This is a genomic window from Sphingomonas arabinosi, from assembly GCF_036663715.1.
In the GTDB taxonomy this organism is placed as follows: domain Bacteria; phylum Pseudomonadota; class Alphaproteobacteria; order Sphingomonadales; family Sphingomonadaceae; genus Sphingomonas.
Map to the genome: position 1 here is coordinate 277179 of NZ_JAXOJN010000006.1, position 24034 is coordinate 301212.

The following is a 24034-nucleotide window of genomic DNA, read 5'->3' on the forward strand; positions in this document are numbered from 1 at the left end:
CGCGGCATTCGTAACCCTGGGTCCTGACGTTCGTCAGGATGACGAGATTCCCAGACGAGACTTACGCCCGGACCGTTAGCCGGCTTAGCTGATCACCCCTACGGCGCGACCAGCAGCCTCGAACATCCCGAGGATCGTCGTGATCTGCTCGTCGGTATGCTCCGCGCACAGCGAGCACCGCAGCAGAAACGTCCCCGCAGGCGTCGCCGGCGGGCGCGCCATGTTCACGTACAGCCCGCCTTCGAGCAGCGACTGCCAGATCGCGATCGCCTGTTGCTGGTCGGTGAGGATCACCGCGATGATCGCCGAGTCGGACGTTTCGGTGCCGAGCTTGAAGCCCATTGCCTTCAGCCCGCCGTGCAGCCGGCGCGCATTCTTCCAGAGCTGCGCGCGCTTGTCGTGCGCGTGCATGAGCTTGCGGATCGACGTCGCTGCGGTCGCCACCACCGACGGCGGCAGCGAGGCGGTGAAGATGTACGGGCGGCAGGCAAAGCGCACCATTTCGAACTTCGGATGGTTCGACACGACGAACCCGCCGACCGTGCCGACCGACTTGGAGAACGTGCCGACGACGAAATCGACCTCGTCGGTCAGCCCCATCTCCTCATACACGCCGCGGCCGTTAGGGCCGAAAAAGCCCATCGAATGCGCCTCGTCGACCAGTACCATCGCGCCATGCTTCTTGGCGACCGCGACCATCTCCTTCAGCGGGGCGATGTCGCCGAGCATCGAATAGACGCCCTCCAGCACCACCAGCTTGCCGGCTTCCTTGGGCAGGCGACCGAGGCGTTTGTCGAGATCGCTCACGTCGTTGTGACGGAATCGGACGATCTCGGCGTTGCCCTGCTTGCAGCCGTCGTAGATCGAGGCGTGACTGTCGGCGTCGAGGATGACGTATTCGCCCTTGCCGGCGAGCGTCGAGATGATCCCGAGATTGGCCATGTACCCGGTCGAGAACACGATCGCGCCGGTCATGTCGTAAAATTCGCGGAGCGCCTGTTCGACGTCGATATGATCGTGGAACGTGCCGTTGAGCATCCGGCTGCCGTTGGTGCCGGATCCGAACGCGTCGAGCGCGTCCTTGCCCGCCTGGATGACGTCGGGGTCGAACGTCATGCCCATGTAATTGTACGTGCCGAGCAGGATCGTGTCCTTGCCGCGGATCACCGCCTGGGTCGGGCCCTTCACCTCGTCCATCACGATCGCGAACGGATTGCGCACGCCACTGGCGATCAGTGCCTCGCGTTCGGCGATCAGCGCGTCGAATTTCGACATGAGATCGCGTTCCGGCGCGAATTCGGGAGCGTCGACGGGCAGGGCGTGGGCGGTGGTGGCGGCTTCGGTCATGCTAATGATTCCATGAGGTTGGAATGTGTCGATCCCCCAACCACCCCGCTCGCCCTAAGCGAAGTCGAAGGGTGGCCCCTGGGGCGCGGCTTCGACTGCGCTCAGCCCGAACGGGGGGCGGGGGCCTTGGGCTTGCTCAGGCGGCCTTCAACTTCGCGACCGCGTCGACCAGCTGGCCGACCGTCTCGATCTCAGCCTGCATGTTCATCGTGATGATGATGTCGAATTCGTCCTCGATCGCGGCGACGAAATCCATGACCGTCAGGCTGTCCCACTCCAGGTCGCCCTGGAACGTCGTCGCATCGGTCAGCGCCACGCCTTTCTTGTTGAACGGCTCGATCTGCGCGGTGATGGTGTCGTAGATCTGCTGGCGGTCGCTCATCGTAATCCTTCCGGGTGTCGCCACGCATATCTGACAGGAAATTGCGGCGGCTTTTCGGCGCTATAGCAGCCCGGCGGCGCGATACCACGCCGCGGTTTGCGCGAGCGCCTGCGGCGTCGGGACCGAGGGCGTCCAGAGCGCGGCGGGCGGCGGCTTGTGCGACACCCAGTCCGGGTGACAGAAATAGCTGACCCGGTCGCGCGTGAGCTTGGCCCTGCGGCGGCGGACGAGGCGGTCGACGGCGGATGCCAGTTTCAGGAGGGGGCGGGGGGTCGAGAACACCCTGACCGGCTTGCCGACCGCCCCGTTCACCGCCGTGCCGATCGCGCGTGCGAAATCGCGGTTGTCCCAGCCGTTCGGCACGCCGTCATCGGGCTCCATGATCGACGGCGCGTCGACACTCTCGGCGAGTGCGAGCAGCAGCGCGGTGAGATCCTCAACGTACAATAGCGAAACGCGCGTGCCGGACGGGGGCATCGGCACAAAGCCCGACCGCGCGGCCTTGAAGACGTCGAGCAGCTCCAGATCACGCGGGCCGAAGATCGCAGGCGGGCGGACGATCGTCCAGTCCAGCCCCGATGTCTGCACGCGCGTCTCCGCCTCGGCCTTCGACCAGCCGTAATTCGACAGCGTCGGCTCGCGCGCGGCGAGCGACGAGACGTGGACGAAACGGCGGATGCCGGCCGCCCGCGTTGCCTGGAGGATGCCTTCGGTGCCGGCGACATTGCCCTTGCCGAAGCCCGCGCGGTCGGGCGCGTTGACGACACCGGCGACGTGGATGACCACGTCCGCGCCTTCGACCAGCGTCGCGAGGCTCTTGGGCCGATCGAGCGCGCCTTCGATCCAGGTCACGCCGATGCGCTTCGCCTGCGGTTTCCGGGCAAGCGCGCGAACGGTGTGGCCGGTCTCGAGCGCATGATCGATCAAATGGCTGCCGACGAACCCGGTACCGCCGGTAATGGCGAGGATCATGCCGGCGCTCCCGTGGTAAAAGCTTGTTCACCCGCGAAGGCGGGTGCCCAGTCTGGACACCCGCCTTCGCGGGTGAACAAGACGCGGCCGGTCATATGAGCGCCAGATGATTGCGGTGCACCAGCGCAGACCGGGGCGCGTAACCAAGGATCGCCGCATGATCGTCGCTATGCCGGCCAAGCAGACGCGCGGTATCGGCAGCATCATATTCGGCGAGGCCTCGCGCAACCGTCCCGTTCGGCCCCTCTATCGTCACGAGATCGCCACGCGTGAACCCGCCGTCGATCCGAGTCGCGCCAGTGGCGAGCAAACTCCGCCCCTGTCCAAGCGCTGCCGCAGCGCCCGCATCGACATGGATCGCACCCTTCGCGGTCAGCCCACCCGCCAGCCAAGCCTTCCGCGCGGACGCGGTGCGTTCGGCGGTGAAGATCGTGTGGCGGGCAGGGGTGGAGAGTGGATGCTCGATCCGACCCGACGCGATCGCGAGCGGAATGCCAGCGCCGGTCGCGATCCGCGCGGCGGCGATCTTGGACGCCATCCCGCCCGAGCCCATGCCCGAGCCCGACCCGTCGTCCGCCATCCCCGCGACCGCGTCGATCCGCGGTACGCTGGCGATATGAGTCGCGGACGGATCGGCATGCGGGTTGGCGGTGTAGAGCCCATCGACGTCGGACAGCAGGATCACGCCCTGCGCGCCCGCCGCCTGCGCCACCCGCGCAGCAAGGCGATCGTTGTCGCCGAACCGGATTTCCTCGGTCGCGACGCTGTCGTTCTCGTTGATGACGGGGACGACCTTCAGCGACAACAGCCGGTTGAGCGTCGCCGCGGCGTTGAGATAGCGGCGGCGGTCTTCGAGATCGTCGAGCGTGACGAGCATCTGCGCCGCGTTCAGCCCCTGCGCGGCGAGCAGTTCGGCCCAGACCTGGCTCAGCGCGATCTGGCCGGTGGCGGCTGCGGCCTGCGCGTCTTCGAGACTCGCCCGACCGCCCTTAGCGAGACCAAGCCGTCGCGCACCCAAGGCAATCGCGCCAGACGACACGATCGCAACCTGCTGGCCTTCACCAGTCCGAGCAGCAATGTCGGCAACGAGACCGGTCAGCCACTCCCGCCGGACGCTCCCGTTAGGATCGACGAGCAACGCCGACCCGATCTTCACGATCAGCCTTGCGCAAGACGAAGGTGGAAACATCACTGCTCCCTCTCCCCTTCGGGGAGAGGGCCGGGGTGAGGGGCAGCCAAGCAGCACACCGCCCGGAACAGCCCCTCACCCAACCCTCTCCCCGAAGGGGAGAGGGCTAAGTAAGCGCCTACAGCGGCGACCATGCGACCGGCACTTCGCCTTCTTCCAATTCCTTCGGCGCGCCCGGCGCCGGCCCGATCGCCTCGATCAGCTGGTCCAGCACCGCCTCGATCCCCGCGCCGCTCGCCCCCGAAATCGCCATCACCTCGGCACCACTCGCTTCAGCCAGTTCCGCCGACAGTGCCGCGATCAGTTCCGGATCGAGCATGTCGATCTTGTTCAGCGCGACGATCACCTTCTTGTCGGTGAGCCCCTCGCCGTAATTCTCCAGCTCGTCGCGCACGATCCGGTACGATTCGGCCACGTCACGGTCGTTCGCATCGACCAGATGCAGCAGCACCCGGCACCGCTCGATATGCCCGAGGAACCGGTCGCCGATCCCCGCACCCTCGGCCGCGCCCTGGATCAGCCCCGGAATATCCGCGACCACAAACTCGCGCTGTTTGTGGCGCACCACGCCCAGCTGTGGCCGTGTGGTCGTGAAGGCGTATTCGCCGACCTTCGCCTGCGCGTTCGTCACCTGGTTGATGAAGGTCGACTTGCCCGCATTCGGCAAGCCCACGAGGCCCGCATCGGCGAGCAGCTTCAGCCGCAGCCAGAGCCACGCCTCGCCGAACGGCCAGCCGGTGCCGTGCTGGCGCGGGGTGCGGTTGGTCGAGGTCTTGTAGCTCGCATTGCCGCGCCCGCCGTCGCCGCCACGAAACAGCACTTCGCGCTGGCCGACCTCGGTGAAGTCGATCAGCACCTCTTCCTTGTCCTCCGACAGGACCTGCGTGCCGAGCGGAACGCGGATGACGAGGTCCTTGCCGCCCGCGCCGGTCCGGTTCGAGCCCGATCCGCCCGAGCCGCGCGGCGCGCGGAAATGCTGCGTGTAACGGAAGTCGATCAGCGTGTTCAGGCCGGCGATGCATTCGAACACGATGTCGCCGCCCTTGCCGCCATTGCCGCCGTCGGGGCCGCCATATTCGATATATTTCTCGCGGCGGAAGCTGACGGCACCGGGGCCGCCCTCACCCGAACGTACGTAGATCTTGGCTTGGTCTAGAAAATGCATCGCCGCCCCATAGCGAAATTGGCGAAAATCTCCACCCTCTGCGATTCGGGGCTGTCAGCAGCGGGCAGGGGCGGCCGCGTCCTTGCTGGCGAGCAGCGCATCGAGTGCCAGTTCGCGCGCCTTCCCGACCGGCAGCCCGAGCGCGCGCGCCATCGGTGCCCCCATCAGCGCATCGCCGAGCGCCATCAGCACCAGCGTCAAAGTCTGTTCCTGGATCGGCTGGTCGCCGGGCATGTCACCTTCCGCAAGCTCGTCGACCAGATCGTGGATCGCGGTGAGAATCGGATCGAGCGCGTCGGTATTGCCCGAGAGGATCATCCAGCTCGCCAGCGCCCCAGCGCCACCCTTGCCGAACGCGTCGAAGGTCATCTCCACCACCTCCCGCGGGTCAAGCTCGCCCGCCCGCACGCGCAGAACCGCTGCACCTATAGTGCCGACGATGTCCGCCGCCATCCGCGTGATCAGCGCGGTATGCAGCGCCTCCGCCGAGCCGAAATGGTGAAGCAGATTGGCATGCGTACGCCCGACGCGGCCGGCCACCGCCTTCAACGTCACCGCGCCGGGACCGCTCTCGACGAGCAGCGCGCGCGCGGCCTCGACGGCGGCTTCACGCGATTCGGTGGGGGAGAGGCGCTTGCGGGGAGTTGACGTCACGGACCGGGAAACCTATTTACATCAATGTAAGTAACGAGTGTTCATTCCTGTTTGGAGGTTTCCGTGGCGAAAGCAACCACGCCTGCCGATCTGACGATCACCCCGCGCGACCGCCGCTTCGGCCGCGGTGCCGCGATTCGCCGCTGGTGGCTGAACGACGATCCGATCGCGACTGCGTTCTACAACGCGCTGTCGGTGACGTTTCCGAAGGGCGAGGGCTATTTCGTGGACAGCGTGCGGATGTTCCGCGAGGGCACGCCGGCCAAGCTTCACGCCGAGATCAACGCCTTCATCAAGCAGGAGGTGATCCACACCCGCGAGCACGTCGCCTTCAACCGCCACGTGACGGACCAGGGCTATGACGTCGCGCCGTTGATCGTGGACGTCGACGCTGCCCTGGCGCTGACCAAGGGGCGCCCGGAGATTGCTAGTCTGGCGGCGACGACCGCCCTCGAGCATTTCACCGCGATGCTGGCGCACGAACTGATCGCGAACCCGAACCATCTCCGCGGTGGCGACGAGCAGGCGGCGGCGCTGTGGCTGTGGCATGCTGCGGAGGAGATCGAGCACAAGGGCGTCGCCTACGACACGTGGTTGCACGCGACTCGCGATTGGCCGCGCTTCAAGCGCTGGCGGGTGAAGTCGCTGGTGATGCTGATCACGACGTGGCGCTTCTTCACCGGCAGGGCGCGGGGAATGGCGGAGCTTCTGCGACAGGACGGGCTGACCGGGCCGAAGGTGTGGGCACGGATGGCGTGGTACGCGTTCGGCAATCCGGGAATGGCGCGGAAGGTGGCGGGTGTGTGGGCGGCATATTTCCTGCCGGGCTTCCATCCGTGGAAGCACGACGACCGCGCGCTGATCGGGCTGGCGGAGAGCGAGTATGAGGCGGCGGTCCTGCCGGTGGCGAAGCGGGCGGTGGCGGTGGCCTGAGGCGCGCACTCCGGGCTTCTACCTCCCCTCCTAGTTCTCCCACGAAGGCGGGGGCCCAGGGTACCAAACGGCACCGCCCGTGATTCCTGGACCCCCGCCTTCGCGGGGGAACGGGTAGTGATGGCTGTACCGTCGGCAACAAACTCCACCCCGGCGAAGGCCGGGGCCCAATTCGGAGACGTTGCTAACGAAGGACATCGTTCCGTTACTGCAACCTTTCCAATTGGGCCCCGGCCTTCGCCGGGGTGGTGGTAAGTGCTCAGGAAACGGCGGCCTAAATCACGCCGCCAAAGGCATCGGCGCACATCGGTCGTCATCCAGATCCAGCTCGAACATCACCGCTGGCGCCTCACCACCCCGCCCACGCGAAGTCCGAGCCTCGACCCGCCCCGTAGGCCGAAACCCGAGCTTCGCCAGCACGCGTCCCGACGCCGGGTTATCCACGAAATGAAACGCATCCAGCCGGTGAAGCCCCAGCGCATGCCGCGCCATCGCCACCACGGCCTCGCCAGCCTCGGTCGCATAGCCGCGCCCCCAGGCGTCCGGCGCCAGCCAATAGCCAAGCTCATGCCCGGCATCCGCCGCCCGGATTCCGATCCCGCCGACGAGTCGCGGCGTCCCCGCTTCCATCGTCTCAATCATAAAATGTGGTTCGTGCGGCCCGCGCGGCTGCGCCAGAAACGCCTCGGCATCCCCCAGCGCATACGGCCAGGGCGCCCGCGCCAGTTTGGCGACCACGCTCTCATGCCCGATCGCCCGCGCCAGTGCAGGCGCATCTTCCGGCCAACCCGGCCGCAATGTCAGTCTCTTGGTGCGCGCGAACACGGCTCTCTCCTATCGCGTCATTGGCTGCGCGCATGCCACGTCGGGATGACGGGACCGCGACAGCCGCGTGGAGGGAGCAATAAAAAAGGGAGCCGGGGTGACCCGTCTCCCTTGTTCAGGTTCGCTTTCGCGACCCGGGTCACCCTGGTGGGCAACCCGGATGGTTACCCGATGTTATTCGGCTGCTGCTGCCATATCGCCAGTATCGTTCGCTGCCAGCTCGACCGAGCAGAATTTGCGCCCGAGTTTGCCCTGGCTGAACACGACGCGGCCGTCGACCAGCGCGAACAGCGTGTGGTCCGTGCCGATGCCGACATTCGTGCCCGGGTAGAACTTCGTCCCGCGCTGACGCACGAGAATGTTGCCGGCGACGCACGCCTGGCCACCGAACTTCTTTACGCCGAGACGACGGCCTGCCGAATCGCGACCGTTGCGCGAAGAGCCGCCTGCTTTCTTATGTGCCATCTGAAGCTACTCCTTATGCCTGAGCGGCCGGGGCGGTGTCGCCCTCGTTGCTCGCCGAGTTCGCCTGGGCAGTCTGGCCACCAACGCTGACGATCTTCAGGATCGTGTGCTGCTGGCGATGGCCGTTCTTGCGACGATAGTTATGACGACGACGCTTCTTGAAGACGATGACCTTGTCCGCCTTCGCCTGCGCGATGATCTCTGCAGCGACGACGAAGCCCTCGACGGACCGCAGCTCCGAGCCTTCGCCCGCCAGCAGAACGTCACCCAGCGTCACCGACGCACCTGCATCGCCCTCGATCTTCTCGATGACGATCTTATCTCCGGCGGCGACGCGATACTGCTTGCCGCCCGTGCGCACGACTGCGAACATGGCCCTTGTCACTTTCCAAATACATGTGCCCCACGAACGCAGGGTCCGCCGGGAGAAGCCGGGCAGCTAAGGGAGGGGGGCGGCGTTGTCAACCGCGAAGGGGCGGGAAAGGGTCGTAAAGAGGGGCGGCGTAGGGTCGTTCACCACAACTTCGCAAGATTGTTTCCCCGCGAAGGCGGGGACCCAGACTAGACTCCCGCCATCGCGGGAGAACAAGCTTAGCTAGACTAGGGCGATTCGCCTCTAGTGCCGGTGAACCCGCCGCAACGCGTACCGACCGTCGGCATAATCGCTGAACAGCCCGTCGATAGCCGGATGGTCGACCGGCTCGTCGCTGTCGTCCGGCACCAGATTCTGCTGGCTGACGTACGCGACGTAGCTCGACTCCATGTTCTCCGCGAGCAGATGGTAGAACGGCTGGTCCTTGCGCGGCCGAATATCCTCGGGGATCGCCGCATACCATTCGTCGCTGTTCGCAAACACGGGATCCACGTCGAAGATCACCCCGCGAAAGTCGAACAGCCGGTGTCGCACGACGTCGCCGATAGAGAAATTCGCATGCGATATCGGTGGTGCGACCACTTCGGCGGGAACGATCGGGCGGGTGATGTCGTGAGCGATACTGTCGTGTCGGGGCATATCGGCCAATTTAGGGTTTGTTTTGCGCCGCACAAGGAAAACGCGCCCGACGGTGCCCGGAAGCTTGAAATCCGCTTGCGTCCCCATGGTCACTTCATTAGAGGGCGCGCTTCGACCGATCGGAGGGACTGTTCGCAGCGCCTTGGATGACCTGCGGAGAGGTGGCAGAGTGGTCGAATGTACCGCACTCGAAATGCGGCGTACCCGCGAGGGTACCGTGGGTTCGAATCCCACCCTCTCCGCCACAAACTACTGAAATAGTTAGATAATTTGGCCTTCGGGCAGGGGCTGCCCCACTTTCTGCCCTGCCGGAAGGTGTTCGCTGTTAGCCGATGGCCTGCTTCACAGCGCCGCTGTTCGCGCGGATGTAGTTGAGCAGCGCCTTGCCACCGACTCCCGAATCAAGACCTTTGCTGACGAAGTCGCCTGCATCAATTGCATTGACGACTTTCAGGTTCACCGGGACGCCGCCGCCGCCCAGCCCACCGTTCGCCCGGTGCCGAGCATCGCCGCGGGTCAATATCTCCTCGCCCTTCTGCGCGATGATGGGCACCTCGTCGGGTCGGAGTCCTGCAATGCCACCAGTGTGGAACCGGGCTGCGGCTGCGAACACGTCCGGGCTAAGAAGACGAGTTCCCGAGGTGTTCTGGCCTGCAATGCCACCGGTGTGATTTGCCGGAACAGGCGTGGGAACAGCGACGCCCACCGCACTGAGGATGCCCTTTGCGATATTTAGGGCGATCTGCTGCAGGATCATCTGGTAAATCAAACGGAGGAAGTTCGCCGCGAAGTCCAGGAAGGCGTCCTTCAGCGCACCGAATGCATTCTCCCCGTCGACCAACGCCTGCACGAACCCATCGATGGAAGAGGTGAGAGCGTTCGCGAACGCATTGGCGATCTGCTCCGCCGATATGTTTAGAACGGTCCCCCATTCCTGAGCAGTCTGCTTAGCCATGTCGAGCTTCAGCACGATCGCATCCAACTGCGCGGCCGTGAGACCCAGAGGATTGGCATCCGGCGACAGCGCCTTGTAGAACGCGACCGCCTTATCGACGGCGCCCTGCAGCTGGCCGTTGACCTGCCCCAGCAGCGGCAGCAACTGGTTGGCTTCGGCGTCCAGTCCATTGTCGCGCAGGAACGTGATTTGATCCCGCATGGCATCACGCTGCGCCGTCAGATCGGCGACAGGCTTGTCGACGTCATTCCGCTGGGCGTCGAACGTGTCCTTGGCATGTGCTGCGTCGAAGTACGCACCGGCGACGCCCTTCAGCGCTTCGATACGCAGCGCGAGTCCTGCGTCGGCAGGATCGACACCGGCTTGCGTGGCGTCGGTCTTCGCTTTCCGAACGGCGTCCTCGATCGCTGCCTCGCGCTGCGCCGCCAGTAGCAACTGTCCACTGAGGTTCACCTGCTCGCGCAGTTGCTCGGTATCCTCCGTGGTTGCGGCAGTGGACGCGTCCAGCTTTGCCAGATACGCGTCGCGCTTGTCGGCCAGTTTCTCCTGCGCGTCGTCGTAGTTGCCGATCGCATCGGCTTGGTCGACCTGGAACCGCGACTTGCCGTCGGCGGGGAACAGCCCCTTGGTCGGATCGACCGGCTTTCCGTTGACGGTGACCGTGTAATGCAAATGCGCGCCGGTGCTGTTGCCGGTGTTGCCCGACTTCGCGATCGCCTGACCGGCCGTGACGACCTGCCCCTTCTCGACCACGCTGTTGTCCGACAGGTGGCCGAACTTCGAAATCGTCCCCTTGCCGTGGTCGATGTAGACGAACTTGCCCAGCTTCGCGTCGGTGCCGGTCTCGATGACGACGCCGTTCGCTGGCGCCCGCACCGTGGTGCCCGTCGGCACGGCATAATCGACGCCCTTGTGGAACGTCGACGCACCTGCTTTGGGCGCTGCACGCGCACCGAAGCCGGACGAAATGCGACCGTCCACCGGCGCCAGGAACGCGGTCTGCTTGGCGAGCCGTTCACGTTCGCGCTTGGCCTCATCAGCCACGCGTTTCGCTTCGTTCGCCTCCCGCTTCCGTTCGTCAGCAGCCTTCTTCAGCGCGGCCGTTCGTGCCTCTTCCGCTTTCTGGCCGATGTACGCCTGTTTCGCCGCCTCGCTGGCGAACTTGAAGTTCTTCTCGACGTACTCGGTTGCCGAGCGTCGGGCTTCGTTCGTCGCCTCAAGCACGGTCTTCTCGGATTTGGCGGCATCGGTTGCCGTGACGAGGTCGACCGTCTGCTTCTTCTGCAGTTCGCTGCGCACGGCGACCGTGTCGTTGACCTGCTTCTGGGTGCCGTTCAGCTTGTCGAGTTCGGCCTGCCACCCGGCGACCTGCTTCCGGATCTTGACGATATCCGCTTCGTACGCAGCCGCCAGATTCGGCTGGGCAGCCTTCGCGCCTTCCAGGTTGCCGATGACGGTGTTCGCGCGTGCGATCTGCGCGCTGATGTCGCCCGCGGACTTCGCACCGGCGATCGCACGGATGGCCTGCGACGCGATGCGACCGAGACTTTCCAGTTCCTTCGCGATCTCCTTGATCGGCGCGGTGTCCGACAGCACGTTGAGGAAGTCCTGCCACGCGCCGCCCAGCGACCGTGCGGCCTCCGACCAGCTGCCGCGCATCTTGTTGGCAGCGTCTTCCTGCTGATCGCTGAAGATACGCAGCGCCTCGTTCCGCGCGTCTGCCGCCTTGCCCTGGTCGAACAGGGACTTGATGTTGTCGCGCTGGGCGGACGTCAGGAAGTTCGTCGCGTCATCCAGCTTCTTGACGCTCTCATACCCGCCGGTGAACGCCTCGCCAACCTGCTGCGCGGCGTCGACCACCTTGATGCCGAGCACGTCGGCGAGATCCTGCGCGGCCTTGCCGAACTCCACGATGCGGGTCGGATCGACACCGTCCTTCACGAACCCGCGTACCACGGTAACGGCGTCGGCAGCCGACAGGCCATAATGGTCGAGCGCTTCGGACGCCTTGCTCAACTGGGCAGCACCATACGTGCCGCCGTCAGCCGATGCCGCCAGCAGCCCCATGAATTTCCGCGTGCGCTCGGCTTCGTCGCCAGCGTTCTTCAGCGCCAGTACGACCACGCCGACGGTCGCAACGAAGCCAAGTATCACGGGGTTTGTGAATGCGGATACGATGGCAGAGCCGACACGTGGGAAGATCTGAATTATCTGCCCTGCCTGCTGGCCAAGGGTCTGGGCAAGGGACGTGCCGGACATCAGCTGGGTGACGATATCGTTCGCTTGATAGCCGAGGTTCTGCACCTCGTAGGGCTTGAGGCCGAACAGTGTCGGTTTGCCGCCAGCACCGCTGCCCTGTGCACCATTTAGGATTGCAGCGGCGCGAGCGGCGTTCGCCTTCAACAGGTCGGTCGCCTGCGCCAGCTCAATAGCGCTGATCTTTCCCGCTTTATACAGGCGGTTTGCTTCGGCCAATTCGGTGTTGAGGCTTGCCTGGATGACACCCATCGGATTCAGTTCGGCGCGCAGCCGGGCAGTCGCTGCCGTCAGTTCCTTCTCCGCGCGGGCGGCTTCCGTGGCGGCGGTTTCTTCGTCGCGCAACTGCTGGGCGAACGCGGTGTCGGCAGCCTTCGGCGCGCTGCCACCGTTGCCTTCGATACGGCCACGGGCACGCAGGGCGTTGTTCGTCAGTTCGGCCGCCTGCGCGCGGTCGCGTTCTGCGTTGGCTGCTGCCTCAGTGGCCGCTGCCTGCTTCTCTAGCGCGGCGAACGTGGCACCGTTGTCGGTTGCCGGGCCGCGGTCGGTGCCGGTGACGCGCGCGATAGACTGGAGAACGTTCGCGTTGTTCTCAGCAGCACTCGTCTGTGCATTGAGGGCACGAGTGTACTCATCAGCCTCCTGCGCAGCGAACGTGCTGATTGCGCCTGCGAGCCGCGTGGTACGCTCCAGTTCGGCCATGCCTGATGCAGCGCGGGTGTAACCGACTTCCTGCTGCGCGATGGTCCGCTGCAGTTTACCGGCTTCTGACTCCAGGTGCTTCATTTCGGTCGTGACTTCGACCAGTTGCGCCCGGATGACGTCTGCATCCCCGTCGTTAACCAGCGCATCGACCAGTGCCACACGCAACTGGTCGGCCGCACGCGCGGCGCCACGCTGCTGGGCTTCCAGTGACGCGTACTGCTGCTTGCTGGCAGCGATGGCACGGTTCTGCCTCTCGAGGGCTTCCGCACCCGCGTCGCCCGCCTGTGCGGTTTTTGAGTATGCCTTGTCCAGTGACGCCAGGACGCCGAGGATCTGCTGCATCCCGGTCGCCGCGGTTTCGCTGCCGGATGCGACACGCTTCTGGGTGCCGATCAACTGCTCGAGCGCGCTGCCGATCGCGGTGACGGCCTTGGTCGCGTCGTCGCGAGCTCGGATTACGAGGACGCTGTCGACTTTGGGGCGGGCGCTCATTGGCTGCTTCCCGTGTCACCATCAACGTCTGGGGCGAATGCATTAAGAACCGCCAGGGCAAGAGTTTCGCGCGGGGAGACTGAAGGCGACCGGGCGCTCTGAGAAGCTTTTTGAATGGATGCGCAAAGTGTCCCCGCAAAAGCGGAATAATCGTGAGCCGAATTCGAAGCAGCTTCGGCGACGGGCGTGCCCTCAGGCTTCGCAAGTGTGCTCACTGGATGCTGCCCACTTCGTTGCCGAAGCCCGGGGCGACCGCGGCGATTAAGACACCCGCAATACTCTGTGGGCCATGCGCTTCGATCGCCCGCGCAGCGATTATTGCGGCTTGAACGCACATTAGAATGCCCCTTGGAACATCGGCTAAGGGGCGACCAGTAGCGGTCGCAACAAGGTCGCGCGCGACATCCGTATCGATTGCCATTCTCGAAATTGCGTATGCCACGTCGTCGATTTCGATGCGCGGCATGTTCGCCACGACCGCCAGTGCTGTTGGGTTGCGTTCAATGACTTCGGAAAGCTGCTTGAGGGTTATGATGTTTGACAAGTTGCGACACTCCCGCTCTGCAAATGACAAGCCGTAAGTACCACACCCGTAATGGGTTACCGAATTTCCGGCCCCCAGGTACCGTTAATCAACTCGCTGTTGTATTTGGTGAATGAAGACTTCCAAAATTACGGGAATCTATTGATTTCGGCTATAGGTGAATCGTCCTGCACTGTATGTGGGTTGGTGCAGTTGTCGCTGGCCCACATACTTGCGGGATGTAGGACTAAACAGTCAGGACAATGAACATGGCCAACGCCAAACCACGCCCCACCGGAAATGACACCCTCGATGTTGATCGCAAGCGACTTCCCGACGGCAAGCCGAACCTGTCGCCGAGCGGCGCGCTGCCAGACCCCGTGATCCAGGAAGCCGGCATCGTTCCCCTGAAGGCCATCAATTCGATCACATACGGCGCGCAGAAGACCGCAGTGCCTGGATCGATGTTCGTCCCGCCGAACGCGGCGGCGCGCCTAGAGCTTCTGCAGGGTCAGTATCCACCCGCAGAGGAGCCTACGATGGCCGAACTCTCGCTGTTTGCTAACCAGCAGGCCGAGTTCGCCTAAACCAGTTGGTCGCCTGCGGCTTCACTCCACCGCAGGCGCCCTTCGTTTTAGAGTGTGTAGGAGGCGTCTGAGATGTCCGAGTATGAACAGATCTTCCGCCACGGGGCTGCGTTCACGGCGCCCGCGCGAGTGCAACAAGCTGGGCTGAAGCCTCTGAAGGCGACCGGGCAGATCCTCTACAATCCCAAGGAATCGGTTCGTGGTAGCGTGGTGAAGGACGGTGTGAGGTCGGTCTCGCCAAGGTCGGTGTTCATGCCGGTGACGGCTGCCGAGCGTCTGGAACTGTTGGCGGGGGAGTATCCCATTGCGGTGGAACCAACGGCCGCAGAGATCGCGGCATTCGGCTGAACTGATCAACGATTAGTCGAGCGTTTCCAGGACTGCGCAATCGGCACTGACACGTGCCCTGTCGGTTTCCACATCCAGTCCACCAAAGCCGTTGCGCGCTCGGTATGTCATTGAGACAGTATGCGTATTCGCGGCGTTCAACGGCGTGATCGTGGTGTCGATCAGATCAAACGAATCGGGATCGCGGAGGCTGTTTTTCACTGCATCCCTGAAGACTGGCAGTGCCCCGTCAAACCCCCCTAAGCAGTGTACCCCGGTTCGGTAATCTTCCGCAGTGACCTTTGCCGGTCCCGACATCAGGGCATATGCAATAAAGGCGATCACTAAGCCGGCGCCGATCACAATAAATTTCGCGCATCCGCCCATATACAACTCCCCCTGCGTTACCCGGTTGCAAAGCCGGGGTTTTGACTTGCGTTATGCAGTAGCCAGATAGCCCGCATATCAGCCGAATCGAGTGGTGATGAAGTTCCGGATGACGAAGCTCTGTTCACCACTCATTCGGTTTACATGCAACTGATAAAGTACTGCCCGAGGCAAGTTCGACGTCAGTCAGCAATGTAGACGGGGAAATCATCTCAGTGATTTCGACTGCGAGTTTATAGTACACTTTCAACTAAGAAGTGCGTTGATTACACGGAACGATTGCAGCATTTTACAGCGACTCGAAACGGAGATCCGCTCATGATTAAGACCAACTCGTTCGCCGACCTTACCTTTGTAACCTGGAACGACGCGACGCGCTGCTGGTGGACGCCTGAACGGCCTGACGACTACGGCCATGCTTGCACAATGGGGCGGGAATACGCGAACGAGTTCCTTGCCCATTGCATGCAAGTCGACGACCGCGGGGAAACGGGGGCGATGGTCAACCGCATCATGGCTGCGATGGTCGCCGGCGGGGTGTATGGTGCCGTTGAGGTCGCGTTCTGTCACGTAATCGGCGAACGGATTAGATGATCACAGCGTCCGAGGTGTCGGCAGCCCAGCTTCAAGCGACCCCGTCGAATACTGCCTGCGGCGATTGGCACGCGTCGTGACAATACGCCAAATACGAAAAGGGCGCCCAAGTTTCCCCGGGCGCCCTTCCAGTTCGAGCTGTGCTTGGGAGCGGCTCGTTCTGTCTCGTGAAATCAGATACCGTTCGACAGGTTAGTGTCGGGATCGTTCGTCCGCATATCCTCGGCCTGGTTCTGACCGGTTGCACGGACGGCATCCGCCTTGTTCTCAAGGCTCGCTTCGGCCGCGTCGTTGCTCACGTTGTCCGCAGCGTCTTCGAGGTTATCTGCGACAGCCTCGGTGTTGGACTCGATGTTATCGGCCGTCTGTTCGCGTGGGCTGGAGTTGCAAGCCGACAGCGAGACAAGCCCAGCTGCCATCGCGATAACAAATGCCTTCTTCATGTTTTAATCCCTGTCGTTCGTTCTGGCAGACTAAAGTTCTGCGCAGGTCGATTGGTTCCCGTCAGATTCAGCGGCGCGAACGTGTGGGCACAGGAAGGAAGGCACGCAAGGGAACTGATCGAACAGCTTACCCGTCTAGCGGAGGTTAGCTACTCGAGAGGACAAGCATGGCACCCCGTATTTCGAAGGGGCGAATCGTCGCAGGCGCAAAAGCGGCGACAGCGCGGGCAGGTAAGCGGGCGAATGTTCGAACGAGAGTACGATTCAACTTCGTAGAAGCTCAGCGGCAGATACTCGACAAAAGCAGGCAAATCAAAGCTGCGCGCGGCGTTTTGATTGCGTTGCTGATGTCCATTCTGGTCTGGGCCATCGTCGCGAAACTCGTGTTTTAGAATCGGCTGACGCTACATTTGATGAACCGAATTCGGGGCCGTCGTCGTCGGGGTAGAAGGCGGGTCGCTGGGCGCATCTGCTGGTGAGGTGGCAGGCTCGGAAACGCGTCAAAGCGGCAGCGCAAGGTGCCGAATCGAGACTTCCGCCTTACGCGCCCCTTGCCCGCCGACCCAAGCCGGTAGACGCTCGGTATCCCGCCCGCGGCATCTGCGGTGTCACACGGAGCGGGCGGGATACTTCACCAGAATTGGCAGCGCCATGGTATCAGGCACTCGAGGCATTCGCTTCCGGTGCGGGGTACACTCAACTGCCGCTGACGCTTCAGTCTTACGATCCGTTTGGTTCGCAGAGCAACGCCTCCCCGATCATTCCGCCAACCTGTCCCGCTCGCTACCTTTAAGTTGTGGGTTGGCGTCTTTTAATGCCTAGCTGTCGGCGCCAGCGATTCTGTTCTAGTCGGCGGTCCGCTGTCTCGCGCGGCGTTCGCCGAAGCGATTGAGCCTCCGCAGGTCAGCCATACCACCGGCAGCGAGGTAGAGGCCAAGCATCAGGAAAGCGTTGCCAACAATCCAGGCGACGAAAATCGTAAGAGCTATAAGCATGCTGCGATTTCCTTTGGTCAGAGCCTAAGACGCAAAGGTTACCAAGACCTTCTCGGTGCGGAGGCGTGTCTGCTTACCAATGCTGACGGGCTTCAGTCTTTCTCGGGTTACCGAAATGGATCGGCCGACTGGTTCATGGATATCAGGCCGTCACGCTCCCGCCGTTGCGGCCGCTAGGTCCGGGTTGCATGGTTTGGAAGCGGCCACGAACGAGGGAAGCCCAGGCCAACTGTGGAGGTGGCAAGCTCGTCCATGATCCCTGCCGTCCACTCTGAGTTTCCCGAGTCAGGGCACGAATGGCTTCTGCGGCTGGGGTGGCGGCAAAAAATGCACGACCGCCACTGGCCTTAGAAAAGTGCCACGCCTACCGCGACGGAATGTTCACATCCCACTTCATACGAGCTGCCCTCCTGCTGGCTGCCGCCGGCCTGCTTAGCAGGTTCATGTTTCAGCATTTCGAGACCCGTTGGCAGATCCTGATATTTGCCGGGATCGTGGCGGCCTATCAGTTAGCGCTCCGGCCTGCGTTTGGGCTGCGGGTCTCACTACCGTCGATGCTGTTGGATCTCGTTGTTGTCACAGCCGCCATCGTTGCGATGAAGTTCGCGATTGAGGGACGGGTCTGGCCCTAGACGACCGCAGCGGCATTGCGCGGTGCAGCCAAGCGCTGTTACCTCGAGCTATGAGCAGCTTAACGATCACCATATTGTGCTTCACTATAGTTTTAGTCGGCATGATCATAACGGACCGTTTTAGGAAGAAGCCCGATTGAGGTTGACCTGCGATGGCAGGTGGTAAGTTCGTCCACGATCGCCTACATCACCACGCAGCTATAGGAGGTCCTGGATGACATGGCCGCGGCCCGCAACTGGCGGAGAGTAGCGAACCCGGTTGCCGCGATCGCGGACACAATGCCTCAACAACTGCTACGGAACTAATATTCGCCGCCGTTAAACCACCGGTCGATTCTGCGGCTCAGCTTCGAACCGACCACTGCCAAGACAAAAAGAACTGCCGATCCACCCCAGATTGCCAGGACGACGATACCAAACGCTAACATCGGGAAAGCTTAATCAGGCTTGCACCTTACCAGGGACGCAGTCGTTTTGCCTTATGTGCGACGAAGCCCAATGTCAGGCCGAATGCGACAGACCCTACAACCCAAGCGGTGAGCAAGCCGACAAGCATCACGTCAATCCTCTCGAACCGGCGCTTTGGTGTGCCGTGTTCGTGGTAACCATATCATTAGTCACCAAAATGTCATATCTAATTTCGGAGGAGTTCACCCACTCGTTTCCGAATAGACGCCCGACCGGCGCAGCTGCCGCACGATCCCGTTGAACGATGCCGTCACGCTCTGGCTGCGGCCAATCTCGTTATCCTGTTGCGCGCCCTCCCAGAACATGACGAGCGGCCAGCGCTCAGGGCAGTAGGCCCATAGGCAGCGCAGAGCCAAGCGAACCGGCACTGTGTCGACGCGACCGTTCGACGTTTCAGCCAGGGTATCCCGCAGGATCTGGACCGCCAAGTCGACCGTGATCCGTGTTTGCCGGTGCATCTCCCTATGGAACGCAACAGGAACAAACTTGCAACGATTCGATATGGCTGGGCGGTGTCGACTATGCACGAGCAACGATGAAGACGCGGTGATCGAGCACGTCGCGGCGGACATGTAGGTGAGCTGAACGGAGCATGTGAGGGTCGAACGCCTTGGGCAGATGCCGGCGCATCGCGGAAGACGGCGTTTTGGGAGTGGCTGTGGCGGCAAGACAGGCGTTGACGCCGCTTTAGGCGGTCGCCACTTTTCCAAAGCCACGATTATCAGATATTAATATGTTGAATGTATCACCTCCCCGAGCGGGAGTGATAATTCATGGTCGACTTGATAGGCTACGTTCTCACCTTTGCGGATGAGTTCGATAACCGAAGTATTTCTCAGACCGGCTTAAACACAACATGGTCGGACATCCGTCAAGAGTGGCGATTCGATGATAACTCCGACATTGGTTTTGGAAAGTCTTCGTTCGTCGATCCTGCCTCTGGTTTTGATCCATTTGAAGTCAACGATGGTATTCTGACGATTACGGCAGTTCCGGATAAAACGCCATCGGGTTACCCCGGCAGTTGGGAGTCGGGACTGATTACGACTCAAGGTGGCTTTGTTCAAAAATACGGCTATTTCGAAATGCGCGCGGATTTGTCTGGGACGAAAGGCGCATGGGACGCGTTTTGGCTGATGCCAACGGTCCAAACAAAGAATCCGCTTGATACGGACTTGTGGCAAGAAGTCGACGTCGTGGAACACTACGGCGCATGGGATCGTGGTGTCTACAGTGCCATACACACAACGGATCTTGATAAGCAGGACTACTCTTCTACGCAGAGTTACGCAGAGACTGCGACAGTTGATGGTTTTCATACCTATGGCTTGATGTGGACTGAAGAAACATTGTCATTCTACCTGGACGGCCAATTAACGGCTACTAAAGTTACGCCCTCAGATATGCATACGCCTATGTATATGTTAGCTAATCTGGCAGTAGAGCAAGGTGCTGACGTAAATGGCCCCGCTATGAGAATGAAAGTAGACTATATAAGAGCGTATACCGAAAAGCAGCCTGAGGCGGTTCAAATTATTTATAATGGTACTGCTGGTAATGATGTCTTGGTCGGAACAGATCGGAGCGAGACATTCAATTTATTTGGAACGGGGTTAAACGGAAGTGCCGCGATCCAGCCCGGTACAGGCTTTGACAAGATCGCCGGCGGTCTCGGGGCAGACAATCTGATCCTCGGTGGATTCTGGTCTGACTATTCACTGCTCTCGGCCAGCGATCACACTTTCCTTGTAACGGCGCGTGGAGCAACCGACGTAACGGGGATCGAGCAGGGGACTTTTGGCACCACAGCGATCCAATCCTGGTCGAGCGTACTGACGGGCACCGCCGCGTTCGACGGGCTAAGCTATATCGCCGGCTACAGTGATCTGCGTGCTGCCTTCGGCACGAATGCAACATCAGGCAAGGAGCATTTCCTTCAGTACGGCTTCTCAGAGGGTCGCGCATTGTCGTTTAACGCGCTCGACTACATCGCGTCGTATAGCGATCTTCGCCAAGCCTTAGGCACTGATGCAACCGCAGGTGCGCAGCATTTTATCCAGTTCGGTGCTACGGAGAACCGTGACGTTAGCTTCGATGGCTGGGCCTATCTTGCTTCCTATAGCGATCTCATTCAGGCGTTTGGCGCAAACGAGACGGCGGCAGCACAGCACTTCATTCAATTCGGTGCAGCTGAGAACAGGACTACCAGCTTCGATGCCCTTGCTTACGCAGCGGCCAACGCTGACCTGACGGCAGCGTTTGGCACCGATCAGGAAGCACTCGCTCGCCACTACGTCCTGTACGGCTATGCGGAAGGCCGCGCGCTCGATGCCGGGACATCGGTCCTTGCTGTGACTGCATCTGCCATAGCGCCGGCAGATGTGGGGACCGCTACCCCCGCACTTGCTGCGGCATTCGTTACTGACACCGCCGGCCATGGTGATGCCGGCATGTTTACTGGCGGGGCCTGGCTCGGAACGCCCGAAGTCAACTACATCGCCGCAGACGTCTTCGTCATCGCCTAACCTTACGGCATATGCCCACGGGCCATCGGTGATGTTCCGTGGGCATATGGCTCCGTCCCGTGCGCCGGGCGCGCGGGGGCGGTCGCCGGCTTTTCTGCCGTCGTCATAGAATCTTCCTTCCAAGTCGGACCTAATTGATCAGCGGACGGTTCGAGGCCTGCTGGTGATATCTCCAGAGCTCCAGTCGGCCCGCTTCGCGTTCAAACGGCGTTTGAGGCGGGCCGTTACCGTTGAACCTCCAGCCGGCTATTTCGTTCGTAGTAGGCCAGATGCCCGGAAAGTGACTGGCCGGCCCGTCTTTGCCGCCCTGTGGAGGCGGGCCGTTAGTCAGTCGATCTTGTTGAGCTTGCGCAAAGCCGAAGCGATGTCGGGGGTAATGACGGGCTTGCCCGATAGCGCCGCGTCGAGGGCGTCGTTCGCGCTCTGACCGCGGCGCTTAAAAAAGCTGATTGGTTACCGGGTCGATGTCGAGGATCGTCATGCCGTATTCCTCAATCGAAAAGCTGCGGAACGTCAGCGTGAAGCTGTGCCAAGAGCGCCAGATTGCCCGCGTCGTTCGGGTGCACGAGGTCACCGTGGAACTTGGAAGCATCAGCCGCTGCACCTTGCCCACTGATGCTGAGCGCGCGGTTCCAGCGCCACACGAACACGTTGTCCGGGTCGGCAGCGGCAAGCGCATTCATCACGCCATTCTGCGCGTTGTAGCTCCCGAAGCCGTTGCCATAGGCCGTGTTCAGGATCGTGGTCAGGATGACTTTGGTACCCTGGCTTTTGGCGCGGCGGATGATCGAACCGAGATAGGCCTGCGTCGTCTCGAGATCGTTGTCTCCGTTGTTCGTCCCGACAGCCACGATAAGCCATGCAGGCTTTAAAGCCGCGATCTCAGCGCGAGACGTGTGCCACGCGCCTCGCATCCGACCACCGCCCATGGCAGAGACTGCGACAGCGCCGTCTAGTTCTTCGTCCAACATCCGTGACCAGACTTTTGCCGCAAGCTGCTGATCGCCCTGCGTGATGCTGTCGCCGATCGCCAACACCTTCGGAGCGGGGCGGTTGTAAAGCACTTCGGCGCGCGAGACTGTGAACCGACCGGCGACAGCGTAGAAGGCCAGCGCGTCGTTCATGTTACCGCCGGGCAGGTCCGTGTTGGTCGCAGTGCCAGTCACAGGGTTGGCGAGCGTCGTGACCGCTCCGGAGTAGATGTCCGTCACCGTCAGGATCTGATCGCGAACACGCCACTCCCATTCCAGTAGCTGCGGGTTCGCCGCGACATGCCCGGCTGATAGCGGCACGCTATAGACGTTGCCGGGGTCGCTGTTGCCGTTCGGCTGGATCTTGATGGCAAGGGTGCGGTTGACCCAATTCAGCGTGCACAGCGACGGACCACGGCCATTGCCCTCGTAGAGCGGTGCCCCCTGATCCGGAGCTCGCCACGCAGGCGACACAATCGTCGCATCGGTCATGCCGCTGAGCGTCAGACGGGTGAGGCGCCGTTCCAGCCGGGTCCACCAGTTGGTCTGCATCAGGGAGCCCCAGCCTTGCCCGGTAGCAGGCGACGTCATCCCACCCGCGCCAAACGACCAGGGTGAAGTGCCGCTCTCTACCCATGCAGCAGGATACGACTGGAGCGTGCTGGCATAGATGGGGATACGTTTGGCGGTGAGGTTCCGCTGCGCGATCGTCGAGTCCGCGGCGTCCAAGTCGTACGCGAGCGCGATGGTCGCGCCGATGTAAACGCTCAAGCCGGTTACGACCGTTCCGTCTGCGGCAATAGCGGGGCCGCTCAATGCGGTGCCGAACGCCATATAGCCAAGCTGCGCGCCCGAACCTTCGGCAGAGTTGCTGGCATCACCCAGGATGCAAACGCGCCAGCCCGCACGGACTGCGCCGGGGGCTACGGCAACCGTCTGCTTCCCGGTGCCTGCGAAGGTCACCACGCGCGAGAACACCACGTTGCCAGCGTCGTCAATGAACCCTAGCCGTATCGCGCCTGCCCGCTTCACAAAGCTGGTGAACGTCCGCAGCACACCTACCCGCGGTACTGGCTCCGGATGCACCCACGTCAGGGGCGACAAGGGGGATACGTTACTCGCAAACCCAACCTCTGGGCCACCCTGTATTGCGGGACCACCCCCCAGAGTCGCCGATACTGCAATCACAGATCGATCAGCGGCATCCACGGCGTCGTTGCGTGCGCTAACTGCGTCATCGCGGGCATCTACGGCTACATCCCGCGCCACACCCACGTCGCCGTACTGCCGCAGCAACTTCGGGAACGACGGCACCGGTCCGACGTCGGTCTGCACGTCGCCATTCGAATTGACGTACTGATCCAAGCGATCGAAATTCGTGACGACCTTGTCGACGTCGGTTTGAAACTCGGTTGCGCTGGTCACAGGAAAACGTCTCCGGAAGCGGGCTGCCTCCGACGACGTTTATCACGTGCTGGTTGAAACACCCAAAATCAGAGGCGTCAAGCGAATGCGTCAACGGAACCAGACACTCTGTTCCTAGACGTGCACGTCGGCCACAGCGATGGGGTTGCCGCTTACTGCATTTAAGCCCAACTCGGGTGACCAACCGGGAGAGGATAATGCTCGAGCGACTTCAACAGGCAGCGATGGCCGCAGCGGGTAATTTACCGGTGACGCTCTCGCTTAACATCGGCGGTGGAGTGAAAATGACGCTGCACACGGCTGACGAACTCGGTGTTCTGACGACCTTCAACAACGCCGTTACCTTCGTCCCTTGGACGTCGATCAAATACGTTCAGATCGACACGTGAATTTTTGGGGGACCAGACACCACGATGTCTGACGCGAACGACCGCCTTCAGGCGTGATTGCGTTCCCTATCTGTTCCGCTATGCTCAGCGGATGGAACACGCACCCGAGTCGATGCGCAACGGCGCACAGCCCTTCAGTCAGACACATCATCTGATTGCTGAGATCCTTCCTGACATCCGCCCATGCGAGATGCAGACGATCTATTTCCAGGCGATTGAGGATGGCCCCGAGTCCTTGTTGGCGCCGATCGAGGCAGAGTTCGCACGCCGTGGCCTTTCACCGTACGCGACCTACTCAACAGAGGTGGCCCCGGTTGTCTGAACAGGCTCGCGGTCTGGATAAGTGGATCGCCGCTGGTTGATCATGCCGCTGCGAGAAGCGGCTGGTCGAAGTATACCTGGTCCGGTGTCCTGGT

General features: G+C 62.1%; 26 protein-coding genes and 1 tRNA gene. 10 read left to right on the plus strand and 17 right to left on the minus strand.

What is annotated here, in order from left to right; translation table 11 throughout:
- Nucleotides 1-84: 84 nt before the first annotated feature.
- From spt to U1708_RS12565, 6 genes are all read right to left on the minus strand, one after another.
- Complete coding sequence (gene spt / locus U1708_RS12540; RefSeq protein WP_332746177.1) at nt 85-1347, minus strand: serine palmitoyltransferase; 1263 nt, start codon at nt 1345-1347, stop codon at nt 85-87.
- Nucleotides 1348-1483: 136 nt separating this feature from the next.
- Nucleotides 1484-1729 carry an acyl carrier protein gene (locus U1708_RS12545; protein WP_307089123.1) on the minus strand — a complete coding sequence of 82 codons (246 nt, stop codon included), beginning with the start codon at nt 1727-1729 and terminating at the stop codon, nt 1484-1486.
- 60 nt (nt 1730-1789) lie between these two features.
- Nucleotides 1790-2701, minus strand: a complete 912-nt coding sequence (locus tag U1708_RS12550; protein ID WP_332746180.1) for an NAD-dependent epimerase/dehydratase family protein — start codon at nt 2699-2701, stop codon at nt 1790-1792.
- A gap of 91 nt (nt 2702-2792) precedes the next feature.
- Complete coding sequence (gene proB / locus U1708_RS12555; RefSeq protein ID WP_332746231.1) at nt 2793-3890, minus strand: glutamate 5-kinase; 1098 nt, start codon at nt 3888-3890, stop codon at nt 2793-2795.
- A gap of 118 nt (nt 3891-4008) precedes the next feature.
- The gene (obgE, locus tag U1708_RS12560) at nt 4009-5055 is read right to left on the minus strand and encodes a GTPase ObgE (protein ID WP_332746182.1); all 1047 of its coding nucleotides are present in this window, start codon (nt 5053-5055) and stop codon (nt 4009-4011) included.
- Between the two features lie 54 nt (nt 5056-5109).
- Nucleotides 5110-5709 carry a TetR/AcrR family transcriptional regulator gene (locus tag U1708_RS12565; protein ID WP_332746184.1) on the minus strand — a complete coding sequence of 200 codons (600 nt, stop codon included), beginning with the start codon at nt 5707-5709 and terminating at the stop codon, nt 5110-5112.
- A gap of 63 nt (nt 5710-5772) precedes the next feature.
- Between U1708_RS12565 and U1708_RS12570 the strand changes: the two genes are divergently transcribed.
- On the plus strand, nt 5773-6642 hold the full coding sequence (locus tag U1708_RS12570; protein WP_332746186.1) for a metal-dependent hydrolase: 870 nt from the start codon (nt 5773-5775) through the stop codon (nt 6640-6642).
- Nucleotides 6643-6921: 279 nt separating this feature from the next.
- On the opposite strand, the gene U1708_RS12575 is transcribed toward U1708_RS12570, so the two are convergent.
- The 4 genes from U1708_RS12575 to hspQ form a co-directional block, all read right to left on the minus strand.
- Entirely contained in the window at nt 6922-7467 is a 546-nt protein-coding gene (locus U1708_RS12575; protein ID WP_332746188.1) for a GNAT family N-acetyltransferase, read from the minus strand.
- 174 nt (nt 7468-7641) lie between these two features.
- Nucleotides 7642-7932 (minus strand): 50S ribosomal protein L27, encoded by a 291-nt coding sequence (gene rpmA, locus U1708_RS12580; RefSeq protein WP_332746190.1) that lies wholly within the window; start codon nt 7930-7932, stop codon nt 7642-7644.
- Nucleotides 7933-7945: 13 nt separating this feature from the next.
- Entirely contained in the window at nt 7946-8305 is a 360-nt protein-coding gene (gene rplU / locus U1708_RS12585) for a 50S ribosomal protein L21 (RefSeq protein ID WP_332746193.1), read from the minus strand.
- A gap of 243 nt (nt 8306-8548) precedes the next feature.
- On the minus strand, nt 8549-8944 hold the full coding sequence (hspQ, locus tag U1708_RS12590; RefSeq protein ID WP_307089140.1) for a heat shock protein HspQ: 396 nt from the start codon (nt 8942-8944) through the stop codon (nt 8549-8551).
- A gap of 155 nt (nt 8945-9099) precedes the next feature.
- On the opposite strand from hspQ, the gene U1708_RS12595 reads away from it, so the two are divergent.
- A tRNA-Ser gene (locus tag U1708_RS12595) sits at nt 9100-9189 on the plus strand.
- A gap of 80 nt (nt 9190-9269) precedes the next feature.
- Here U1708_RS12595 and U1708_RS12600 read toward each other — a convergent pair.
- Together U1708_RS12600 and U1708_RS12605 are read right to left on the minus strand one after the other, a co-directional pair.
- Nucleotides 9270-13352, minus strand: coding sequence for a peptidoglycan DD-metalloendopeptidase family protein (locus U1708_RS12600; protein ID WP_332746196.1), 4083 nt, complete (start codon nt 13350-13352; stop codon nt 9270-9272).
- A 211-nt stretch (nt 13353-13563) separates the two neighbouring features.
- Complete coding sequence (locus U1708_RS12605) at nt 13564-13896, minus strand: hypothetical protein (RefSeq protein ID WP_332746198.1); 333 nt, start codon at nt 13894-13896, stop codon at nt 13564-13566.
- A gap of 248 nt (nt 13897-14144) precedes the next feature.
- Here U1708_RS12605 and U1708_RS12610 point away from each other — a divergent pair, with 248 nt between their 5' ends.
- Nucleotides 14145-14462 (plus strand): hypothetical protein, encoded by a 318-nt coding sequence (locus tag U1708_RS12610; RefSeq protein WP_332746200.1) that lies wholly within the window; start codon nt 14145-14147, stop codon nt 14460-14462.
- A gap of 72 nt (nt 14463-14534) precedes the next feature.
- Nucleotides 14535-14810 carry a hypothetical protein gene (locus U1708_RS12615; RefSeq protein ID WP_332746202.1) on the plus strand — a complete coding sequence of 92 codons (276 nt, stop codon included), beginning with the start codon at nt 14535-14537 and terminating at the stop codon, nt 14808-14810.
- 12 nt (nt 14811-14822) lie between these two features.
- On the opposite strand, the gene U1708_RS12620 is transcribed toward U1708_RS12615, so the two are convergent.
- Entirely contained in the window at nt 14823-15176 is a 354-nt protein-coding gene (locus U1708_RS12620) for a hypothetical protein (RefSeq protein ID WP_332746204.1), read from the minus strand.
- 318 nt (nt 15177-15494) lie between these two features.
- On the opposite strand from U1708_RS12620, the gene U1708_RS12625 reads away from it, so the two are divergent.
- Nucleotides 15495-15770: a hypothetical protein gene (locus U1708_RS12625; protein WP_332746206.1), complete on the plus strand. Its 276-nt coding sequence runs from the start codon at nt 15495-15497 to the stop codon at nt 15768-15770.
- A 173-nt stretch (nt 15771-15943) separates the two neighbouring features.
- On the opposite strand, the gene U1708_RS12630 is transcribed toward U1708_RS12625, so the two are convergent.
- Nucleotides 15944-16213, minus strand: coding sequence for a hypothetical protein (locus U1708_RS12630; RefSeq protein ID WP_332746208.1), 270 nt, complete (start codon nt 16211-16213; stop codon nt 15944-15946).
- Between the two features lie 167 nt (nt 16214-16380).
- Here U1708_RS12630 and U1708_RS12635 point away from each other — a divergent pair, with 167 nt between their 5' ends.
- Nucleotides 16381-16605 carry a hypothetical protein gene (locus tag U1708_RS12635; RefSeq protein ID WP_332746210.1) on the plus strand — a complete coding sequence of 75 codons (225 nt, stop codon included), beginning with the start codon at nt 16381-16383 and terminating at the stop codon, nt 16603-16605.
- Nucleotides 16606-17058: 453 nt separating this feature from the next.
- On the opposite strand, the gene U1708_RS12640 is transcribed toward U1708_RS12635, so the two are convergent.
- Nucleotides 17059-17208 (minus strand): hypothetical protein, encoded by a 150-nt coding sequence (locus U1708_RS12640; RefSeq protein WP_332746212.1) that lies wholly within the window; start codon nt 17206-17208, stop codon nt 17059-17061.
- A gap of 443 nt (nt 17209-17651) precedes the next feature.
- On the opposite strand from U1708_RS12640, the gene U1708_RS12645 reads away from it, so the two are divergent.
- A complete protein-coding gene (locus tag U1708_RS12645) occupies nt 17652-17840 on the plus strand; it encodes a hypothetical protein (RefSeq protein ID WP_332746214.1) in 189 nt (62 codons plus the stop codon).
- Nucleotides 17841-18490: 650 nt separating this feature from the next.
- Here U1708_RS12645 and U1708_RS12650 read toward each other — a convergent pair.
- A complete protein-coding gene (locus U1708_RS12650) occupies nt 18491-18766 on the minus strand; it encodes a hypothetical protein (RefSeq protein ID WP_332746215.1) in 276 nt (91 codons plus the stop codon).
- A gap of 315 nt (nt 18767-19081) precedes the next feature.
- Between U1708_RS12650 and U1708_RS12655 the strand changes: the two genes are divergently transcribed.
- The gene (locus U1708_RS12655) at nt 19082-20833 is read left to right on the plus strand and encodes a glycoside hydrolase family 16 protein (RefSeq protein WP_332746216.1); all 1752 of its coding nucleotides are present in this window, start codon (nt 19082-19084) and stop codon (nt 20831-20833) included.
- 491 nt (nt 20834-21324) lie between these two features.
- Here U1708_RS12655 and U1708_RS12660 read toward each other — a convergent pair whose 3' ends face one another.
- Complete coding sequence (locus tag U1708_RS12660; RefSeq protein ID WP_332746217.1) at nt 21325-23229, minus strand: SGNH/GDSL hydrolase family protein; 1905 nt, start codon at nt 23227-23229, stop codon at nt 21325-21327.
- 197 nt (nt 23230-23426) lie between these two features.
- On the opposite strand from U1708_RS12660, the gene U1708_RS12665 reads away from it, so the two are divergent.
- Nucleotides 23427-23618 carry a hypothetical protein gene (locus U1708_RS12665; RefSeq protein ID WP_332746218.1) on the plus strand — a complete coding sequence of 64 codons (192 nt, stop codon included), beginning with the start codon at nt 23427-23429 and terminating at the stop codon, nt 23616-23618.
- A gap of 190 nt (nt 23619-23808) precedes the next feature.
- The gene (locus tag U1708_RS12670) at nt 23809-23940 is read left to right on the plus strand and encodes a hypothetical protein (protein WP_332746219.1); all 132 of its coding nucleotides are present in this window, start codon (nt 23809-23811) and stop codon (nt 23938-23940) included.
- The last annotated feature ends 94 nt before the right edge of the window (nt 23941-24034 follow it).

Bases quoted from the DNA above. Each gene is read 5' to 3' on its own strand.
- U1708_RS12670 (WP_332746219.1), top strand. From the start codon at position 23,809: ATGCAGACGATCTATTTCCAGGCGATTGAGGATGGCCCCGAGTCCTTG.
- U1708_RS12620 (WP_332746204.1), bottom strand. From the start codon at position 15,176: ATGGGCGGATGCGCGAAATTTATTGTGATCGGCGCCGGCTTAGTGATC.
- hspQ (WP_307089140.1), bottom strand. From the start codon at position 8,944: ATGCCCCGACACGACAGTATCGCTCACGACATCACCCGCCCGATCGTT.
- U1708_RS12625 (WP_332746206.1), top strand. From the start codon at position 15,495: ATGATTAAGACCAACTCGTTCGCCGACCTTACCTTTGTAACCTGGAAC.
- rpmA (WP_332746190.1), bottom strand. From the start codon at position 7,932: ATGGCACATAAGAAAGCAGGCGGCTCTTCGCGCAACGGTCGCGATTCG.
- U1708_RS12655 (WP_332746216.1), top strand. From the start codon at position 19,082: ATGGTCGACTTGATAGGCTACGTTCTCACCTTTGCGGATGAGTTCGAT.
- U1708_RS12640 (WP_332746212.1), bottom strand. From the start codon at position 17,208: ATGCTTATAGCTCTTACGATTTTCGTCGCCTGGATTGTTGGCAACGCT.
- U1708_RS12600 (WP_332746196.1), bottom strand. From the start codon at position 13,352: ATGAGCGCCCGCCCCAAAGTCGACAGCGTCCTCGTAATCCGAGCTCGC.
- U1708_RS12545 (WP_307089123.1), bottom strand. From the start codon at position 1,729: ATGAGCGACCGCCAGCAGATCTACGACACCATCACCGCGCAGATCGAG.
- U1708_RS12650 (WP_332746215.1), bottom strand. From the start codon at position 18,766: ATGCACCGGCAAACACGGATCACGGTCGACTTGGCGGTCCAGATCCTG.
- rplU (WP_332746193.1), bottom strand. From the start codon at position 8,305: ATGTTCGCAGTCGTGCGCACGGGCGGCAAGCAGTATCGCGTCGCCGCC.
- proB (WP_332746231.1), bottom strand. From the start codon at position 3,890: ATGTTTCCACCTTCGTCTTGCGCAAGGCTGATCGTGAAGATCGGGTCG.
- U1708_RS12630 (WP_332746208.1), bottom strand. From the start codon at position 16,213: ATGAAGAAGGCATTTGTTATCGCGATGGCAGCTGGGCTTGTCTCGCTG.
- U1708_RS12550 (WP_332746180.1), bottom strand. From the start codon at position 2,701: ATGATCCTCGCCATTACCGGCGGTACCGGGTTCGTCGGCAGCCATTTG.
- U1708_RS12610 (WP_332746200.1), top strand. From the start codon at position 14,145: ATGGCCAACGCCAAACCACGCCCCACCGGAAATGACACCCTCGATGTT.
- U1708_RS12645 (WP_332746214.1), top strand. From the start codon at position 17,652: ATGTTTCAGCATTTCGAGACCCGTTGGCAGATCCTGATATTTGCCGGG.
- spt (WP_332746177.1), bottom strand. From the start codon at position 1,347: ATGACCGAAGCCGCCACCACCGCCCACGCCCTGCCCGTCGACGCTCCC.
- U1708_RS12615 (WP_332746202.1), top strand. From the start codon at position 14,535: ATGTCCGAGTATGAACAGATCTTCCGCCACGGGGCTGCGTTCACGGCG.
- U1708_RS12665 (WP_332746218.1), top strand. From the start codon at position 23,427: ATGCTCGAGCGACTTCAACAGGCAGCGATGGCCGCAGCGGGTAATTTA.
- obgE (WP_332746182.1), bottom strand. From the start codon at position 5,055: ATGCATTTTCTAGACCAAGCCAAGATCTACGTACGTTCGGGTGAGGGC.
- U1708_RS12635 (WP_332746210.1), top strand. From the start codon at position 16,381: ATGGCACCCCGTATTTCGAAGGGGCGAATCGTCGCAGGCGCAAAAGCG.